Consider the following 7,200-nt stretch of genomic DNA (forward strand, 5'->3'; position numbering starts at 1 on the left):
TCCGCCGCCTTGCGATGTACGCACCCCAGCCCCGCTCCTTGATCCACGCCCCTATTGCCGGACGCTCTAAACCGGTGTTCCTCGTGGAGCCCTTGCCGATCATCTGATCGTCCTTCGTCGATAGCGCACGTGACCTGGTGAAGATGCGGCCATGTCCCTGGCCCCGGCCGCGAACACCCACAAGTGGCCGCACACCGGCAGGAGCTCTCCCGAGCAACGCTTCGTACTCACGACTGCCCCCGTGCAGGAACTCAACCCAGCTGGCATGACTACGCAGGCGCGAACTCTAGCAGGACATCGAGTACGCATCTACGGACTTTTTTGCTTCTTCCATCAATATTTTCGGAACAGCTGAGTCCTGATCTCCACGCACGACGGAATACTGCTGACAGTAATGAAAGTCCACTCATAGAGTGACAGAGTCATGGTGCGCCCATAGGGATCTCTGCCGCGGCTGGAACGGCCACGGGGAGCTGCTCGCCCGGCTCTTCGCTGGTCAGGCCCTTCGCTGAGCACACGAACAGGGGCATGGCCGGGACGATTCGTCCTGGCCATGCCCCTGTGGTTAGCACTGCCCCCGGGGTTGCTGTCCCCGGGTCACTGTCCCGGATCGTCGGCGGTGAGCCCGATCAGGCGGAAGGCTCCGAGCCGACGATCGACACGAACGACACGCACTCGCCGGGCCCGCCGCCCAGGTTGTGGGTCATGCCGAGCTTCTTGCCCGCGGCGACCGTGGAGATCGTGCGCTCCGGCGGAGCCTCGCCGCGCAGTTGCAGCCAACACTCGAACATCATCCGCAGGCCGGACGCCCCGATCGGATGCCCGAAGGCCTTCAGGCCACCGTCCGGGTTCACCGGCAGGTCACCGGTGAGGTCGTAGGTGCCGGCGAGCACCTCCTTCCAGCCGAACCCGCGCTCGGCGAAGCCGAGGTCCTCCATGAGGACGAGCTCGGTGGGGGTGAAGCAGTCGTGCACCTCGGCGAGGGCGATCTCAGCCCGTGGGTCGGTCACGCCGGCCTGGGCGTAGGCGTCCGTGGCCGAGGCGACGACCTCGGGGAACGTGGTGTAGTCGTAGCCCGGGTCGGAGTTGCCGGTAGCCGGTCCGGCGATGAACGACAGCGCCTTGATATAGATCGGCTTGTCGGTGTAGCGGTGGGCGTCCTCGGCCCGCACCACGATGGCCGCGGCCGATCCGTCGCTCACACCGGAGCAGTCGAAGATACCCAGCGGGCCGGCGACCAGCGGCGCGTTGCAGATAACGTCCTTGGCCACCTCCTTGCGGAACTGCGCCCGGGGGTTCTTCGCGCCGTTGACGTGGTTCTTCCAGGCGATACGGGTCAGGACATCCTTCATCTCGTCGGTGTCCACGCCGTACTTCTTGGCGTAGGCAGGCGCGAGCAGGCTGAAGTTCGCCGGCGCGGTGGTGTCCGAACCGGTCCCGTCGGACGGCGGGGCGGAGCCGACCAGGCCGGAGAACCCGGAGTCCTTGAGTTTTTCCACACCGATCGCCATGGCGATGTCGTAGGCGCCGCTGGCCACCGCGTAGCAGGCGTTGCGCAGCGCCTCCGAGCCGGTGGCACAGTAGTTCTCCAGCCGGGAGACCGGCTTGTAGGGCAGCCGCAGCGGACGCGAGAGCGTCAGCCCGGAGTTGCCCGAACCCATCGTGCCGAGCCAGTAGGCGTCGACGTCGTCCCGGGAGAGCCCCGCCGAGGCGTAGGCCGCCTGGGAGGACTCGATCAGCAGGTCGTCGACGGAGGAGTCCCAGCGTTCCCCGAACGACGTGCAGCCCATGCCGACGATGGCAACCTTGTCCCTGATCCCGCGTGACGCCATCTCAGGCCTCCTGCCCATCGGTACCGCCCGCGGCCCGCACCGGGCGGGCCTTCCAGAAGTAGTTGTGGATGCCCCGCGCGGTGTTCACCTTGCGGAAGGTCATCTCGACCCGGTCGCCGATGGCGACGCTGTCCGGGTCGACATCGGTCAGCTCGCACTTGAACCGGCCGCCGCCGTCGATGTCGATAACCACCGCGACCAACGGCGGGCTCGGGGTGAAGGCAAGCCGGTCGATCGTGAAGGTCGCCACCGTGCCGTAGGTGTCGGCGAGGCGTTGCGGCGTCATGTGGTCCACCGCACCGCACGCCCGGCAGACCCGGGCGGGCGGCAGATGCCGGGTGCCGCACTCGTCGCAGCGGGAGCCGGTGAAGCCGTACTTCCAGCCGGCGTTGCGCTCGGCCGGCGGGGCGGCGTAGGCGTCAGGGTCGGGACGCCGGGGTGGTTCGGTCGAGAGCCGGCCCCGCCAGGTGAGGAAGTCGGCGTATCGCAGGGTGTCCCGCCCGCCGGCGATCTGTGTCGCCACCGAGAGCGCGGGCCGGCGGGCGGCCAGGGCCTCGGTGGTACGCAGCGCCACCGCGGTCGCGCCGTCCCCGAGGACGACGACGACGATCGTCCTGCCCGCCTCGGCCCTGTCGAGGGTGTCGGCGAGCAGCAGACCGGCGTGGGCGGTCCCGGTGTTGCCGACGCTCTTGGCCAGCCCATCGACGAGGGCGTCGGCCCGTACGCCCGCGCGTTTGGTGAAGGCGGCCACCGACCGCGCGTGCAGGCCGGTCACGATGAGGTGGTCGATCTGGTCCGGGGTCAGGTCGATCCGCTTGAGCAGATCGGCGAAGGCCCGGTCGGCGAGCGGCACGTAGATCGACTCACCGAACCGCTCCTCCCAGACCCGCGAGTGGTCGTCCCCTGGGACGCGCCACCGGTCGAGGAACTCCTCGGTGGCCGAGGCACTCGCGAGAATCTCGGCGATCACCGGCGCGTCCGCGGTGCCCGGCCCGACGAGCAGCGCAGCCGCGCCGTCACCGCCGTCACGCTCGTCCGCGCCACCGGGAAGGCCGGTGCGGATGTCCGACAGCACGACCAGCGTCGGCTCCGTCGCCGCGTTCGCGGCCAGCAGCGCCCCCACGCCAGACCGCACTGAACCGATCATGTCGACCGCGAGCACGGATTCGTCCAGTCCCAGGGCGGCGTGGATGGCCGTGGCATTGGTCTTGTCCAGGTAAGCCGGCGCCGTCGTGGCGAAGTAGAGCTGCTTGGGACCGGACGCGTGTGGGCCGGCGGCGGCCGCGGACCCCCGCAGCGCGGCCCTCGCCGCTTCCACGCCCAGGGACGTCGTGTCCTCGTCGTAGGAGGCCACCGTGCGTGTGCCGGAACCCCCACGGGCACCAAGCGTGGCAGCCACGGCCTTGCGCTGGAGCCGGTGGTAAGGCAGGTAGGCGCCGTAGGCAAGTAGACCCGACATCGTTCTCCCGACGCAGTGTGGCGGAGCTGACCGCTCTGTCGTGGCGGACGTGGGCGAGACTCGGCACTTCCACGTAACGGCAGAGGACATGTAATGAGTCAGATGCTTGCACGATTTCTAGTAGTGGGCAAGCAACCGCGAAGGTCGCCCGCCAACCGACGGGAGGCCACGTGCGCGGCAATCCTTACACCCAAAATAGTTATATGATATGACGCCAACAGGGACCCGCCAGAGAGGAGCACGGCAGATGACCGAGGCACTTGAGGGCAAGGTCGCCATCGTGACTGGCGCCGCCCGCGGGATCGGGGCCGCCATTGCCGCCGCGCTCGCACAGGCGGGTGCCGCGGTGGCCGTGGCCGATCTCGACGGCGCCGCAGCCGCCGCGGCCGCGGACACACTGACCGCCGACAAGCCGGCCGGACGCGTCCTCGGCGTCACCCTCGACGTCACCGACACGGCAAGCGTGCTCGCCGCGGTCGAGGGGGTGCGGGCGGAGCTCGGAGAGATCGACATTCTCGTGAACAACGCCGGGGTCGATGTGATCGGCCCGTTTGTCGACAGCGACGAGACAACCTGGCGACGCCTGGTGGACGTCAACCTGCTCGGCACCATCCGCTGTAGCCGGGCAGTCCTCGACAGCATGCTGGAACGCCGGTCCGGACGCATCATCAACATCGCGTCGGACGCCGGGCGGGTCGGATCGTCCGGCGAGGTGGTCTACTCCGCCACCAAGGGCGGGGTCATCGCGTTCGCCAAGGCACTCGCGCGCGAGGTCGCACCCAGCGGGATCACAGTCAACGCCGTCTGCCCCGGCCCGACCGACACCGCCCTGCTCGACCAGGTCGCCGAGGTCAGCCAGCGCCTCTACGACTCGCTTGCGCGAGCCGTCCCGATGAAGCGGATCGGGCAGCCCACCGACATCGCCCCGGCCGTTGTCTTCCTCGCCGCCCCCGCCGCCGGCTACATCACCGGACAAACACTGTCAGTCAGCGGCGGATTGACGATGAGCTAAGAGCACCCGAGGATAGGGCGTTCGATCAGCGAGCGGCTCATCCGCGCCCGATCCGGCAAGGCGGAGGAGGGAGGCGCCCTGGTGCTGGGCGCCGACTGACGACAACGCGGCCGGGCGGGACGCGGGGAGCCGCGAGCCGGACAGTCCTATCCTCGGGCGCTCTAAGGACGCCCGGCTACAGGCGTGCGCACCAGCCCCGCGACGCCTGTTCCGCCGCTCAGTCCATACCTTGCCGAATTAGCTTACTAATTATATTCTCTTTTAGAATATCGCCTGTAGCCAGGAGCTGCCGTGAACTTCGCCTTCAGCGAGGAGCAGGAAGAGCTACGCCGCACCGTGCGTGACTTCCTGGAGGATCTTTCTCCGGAATCCGAGGTCCGGCGTCTCATGGAAACCACCGAGGGTTACGACTCGGGCGTGTGGACGAAACTGGCGGGCGAACTCGGCCTGACTGGCCTCGCCATCCCTGAGGAGCACGGCGGTGCCGGCTACGGCTTCGTCGAGGTGGGCATCGTTCTGGAGGAGGCGGGCCGCGCGCTGCTGTGTGCGCCGTACTTCTCCACGGTCGTCCTCGCGGCGACAACGCTCGTCGCGAGTGGCGACGACGCGGCTCAGAAGGACTTCCTGCCGGGCATCGCCAGCGGCGACATCCGCGCCACGCTTGCGTTCACCGAAGAATCCGGCCGCTGGGACGCCGACGGGATCACACTTCCCGCGACCCGCAGCGGCAACGAGTGGCAGCTGAGCGGATCCAAGACCTACGTGCTTGACGGCCATACCGCCGACCTCGTCCTGGTAGCGGCCCGCACCACCGCTGGAGTCAGCCTGTTCGCTGTGCCCGGTGACGCGCCCGGTCTCACCCGCACCGCCCTGCCGACCATGGACCTCACCCGCAAGCAGGCCCGGCTCGACTTCGACAGCACCCCCGCCAGGCTGATCGGTGCCGACGGCGACGGCGCAACGGTTCTCCCGCGTGTTCTCGACACAGCGGCCATCGGCCTCGCCGCCGAGCAGGTCGGCGGTGCCCAGAAGGTCCTGGAGATGGCCGTCGAGTACGCCAAGATCCGGGTACAGTTCGGCCGGCCCATCGGCTCCTTCCAGGCCATCAAGCACAAGTGCGCGGACATGCTGCTCGACGTGGAGTCGGCCAAGTCCGCCGCGTACTACGGCCTGTGGGCGACCGCCGAGAGCAACGACGAGCTGCCGGTCGTGGCCAGCGTGGCCAAGTCCTACTGCTCGGACGCGTTCTTCCACTGCGCTGCCGAGAACATCCAGGTACACGGCGGCATCGGCTTCACCTGGGAGCATCCCGCCCACCTCTACTTCAAGCGGGCCAAGACCTCGCAGCTCCTGCTCGGCGACCCCGCCTACCACCGCGAACAGCTCGCCCAGCGGATAGGTATCTAGGCTGCCAGGCCGCCGGCCGCGTGACCGCGGTTCTGTCCGCGCGGCCGGAGACCTCGGGCGAGCTCAGCCGAAGGGCGTCCGTCGGCGACGCCAGGAGCGTGTGCGACCAGACACCTCCCTGTTACCCGGCGACGCAGATCGAGCATCGATCAGCTAGATTATTGTCCAAGCGACCGCGCAGGGGACACCTCTACTCACCCGCCTCCGGCACCCAACGCCGGGTCACCACTCCCGTTCCGCGGCGGTGCCAACGAGCAGGAGGAATCCATGGCGACCGAAGACCGGGTCCGTGTGCCCAAGGCCGGCGAGATCGTCGCCAGCCATCTGCGCCGGCAGATCATCCTAGGCAAACTCGACGAGGGGACAGCGCTTCCGTCCGAGGCGGTTCTCATGGAACGCTTCGGAGTCTCTCGGCCAACCCTACGCGAGGGGTTCCGGGTCCTGGAGTCGGAAGGGCTGATCAGCGTACGCAGAGGCGCCCGCGGCGGCGCCCGTGTGCACCTGCCGACCGGGGACACCGCAGCCCGGTACGCGGGTGCGATCCTCCAGTACCGGGGCACCACGCTCGCGGACGTCTACGAGGCACGCGCGCTGCTGGAGTCCCGCGCCGCGGGCCTGCTCGCCGACCGGCACGACGCCGATGACCTCACGCGGCTCAACGAGACGCTGGCCAAGTGCCAGGAGACCCTCGACGACCATGAACAGTTCATGTTCATCGATGCGGAGTTCCACCTCCTCGTCGTCGAGCTGGCGGGCAACCGGACGCTCCGGCTGCTGGTCGGGATGCTGTACCGCATTGTCGAGTCCGCCACCATGTCCTCCCACATGGCGCGCGTCAGCAACCCCGACCAGCAGCAGACCCTCGTCGGCAAGGCACATCGCGCCAACACCAAGCTCGTCCAGCTCATCCGCAATCATCAGACCGAGGATGCGGAGGCCTTCTGGCGCCGGCACCTCACCGCCGTCGGCAAGATCCTTCTGGAGGACGCCGACAAGCAGACCGTCCTCGATCTCCTCAGCTGAGTTCCACGCCGAAGGGCGCCAAACCGCCCGGTGGCCTCTGTCTTTCACTGAGATCGGTGGCGGAGCTGGCCTTGACCAAACGTTGCCGAACAGGTCGTACAAGCGCCGCTGGTCTGCGCCCCCGGCGGTGACCACGCTGGAACAGCCAGGTCCGGACGTGGTCCCGATGGTCCCGCCACCACAGCGGCCAAGCGCGGCGGTCTCCGTTCCTGACTCGACAACGTAGGTAACATATGCCGTTAGGGTCATAGTCGGGTGATGAGGAGGCCGGATGACCTGGTCGATCATCGTGGTTGAGCCGGCACTGTCGTGGCTGCACGCACTCCGTCGCGGCGACCGCCGGACGCTCCTACTGATCAGCCAGGCAATCCAGGCGCTCAGCATCGAGGGTCCCGCCCTCGGCCACCCCCTCGTCGACACGGTGCGGGGATCCCATCTGGCCAACCTGAAGGAGCTACGACCCGGGT

At 68.3% G+C, this 7,200-nt stretch carries 5 protein-coding genes and 1 pseudogene; 4 read left to right on the plus strand and 2 right to left on the minus strand.

Annotation, left to right across the window (positions count from 1 at the left end; genetic code table 11):
• Positions 1–629: 629 nt before the first annotated feature.
• The gene (locus MJ797_RS23495) at positions 630–1,832 is read right to left on the minus strand and encodes an acetyl-CoA acetyltransferase (protein ID WP_239341304.1); all 1,203 of its coding nucleotides are present in this window, start codon (positions 1,830–1,832) and stop codon (positions 630–632) included.
• Between the two features lies 1 nt (position 1,833).
• A complete protein-coding gene (locus tag MJ797_RS23500) occupies positions 1,834–3,291 on the minus strand; it encodes an OB-fold domain-containing protein (protein WP_239341306.1) in 1,458 nt (485 codons plus the stop codon).
• Between the two features lie 247 nt (positions 3,292–3,538).
• Between MJ797_RS23500 and MJ797_RS23505 the strand changes: the two genes are divergently transcribed.
• The 4 genes and pseudogenes from MJ797_RS23505 to MJ797_RS23520 all read left to right on the plus strand — a co-directional run.
• Entirely contained in the window at positions 3,539–4,303 is a 765-nt protein-coding gene (locus MJ797_RS23505) for an SDR family NAD(P)-dependent oxidoreductase (protein WP_239341308.1), read from the plus strand.
• 291 nt (positions 4,304–4,594) lie between these two features.
• Complete coding sequence (locus MJ797_RS23510) at positions 4,595–5,710, plus strand: acyl-CoA dehydrogenase family protein (RefSeq protein WP_239341310.1); 1,116 nt, start codon at positions 4,595–4,597, stop codon at positions 5,708–5,710.
• Positions 5,711–5,977: 267 nt separating this feature from the next.
• Positions 5,978–6,733 carry a FadR/GntR family transcriptional regulator gene (locus MJ797_RS23515; protein ID WP_239341312.1) on the plus strand — a complete coding sequence of 252 codons (756 nt, stop codon included), beginning with the start codon at positions 5,978–5,980 and terminating at the stop codon, positions 6,731–6,733.
• Between the two features lie 271 nt (positions 6,734–7,004).
• Positions 7,005–7,200: pseudogene (locus tag MJ797_RS23520) on the plus strand (addiction module toxin RelE); the annotation flags it as partial.

It is taken from the genome of Protofrankia sp. CiP3, from assembly GCF_917627345.1.
Lineage (GTDB): Bacteria > Actinomycetota > Actinomycetes > Frankiales > Frankiaceae > Protofrankia.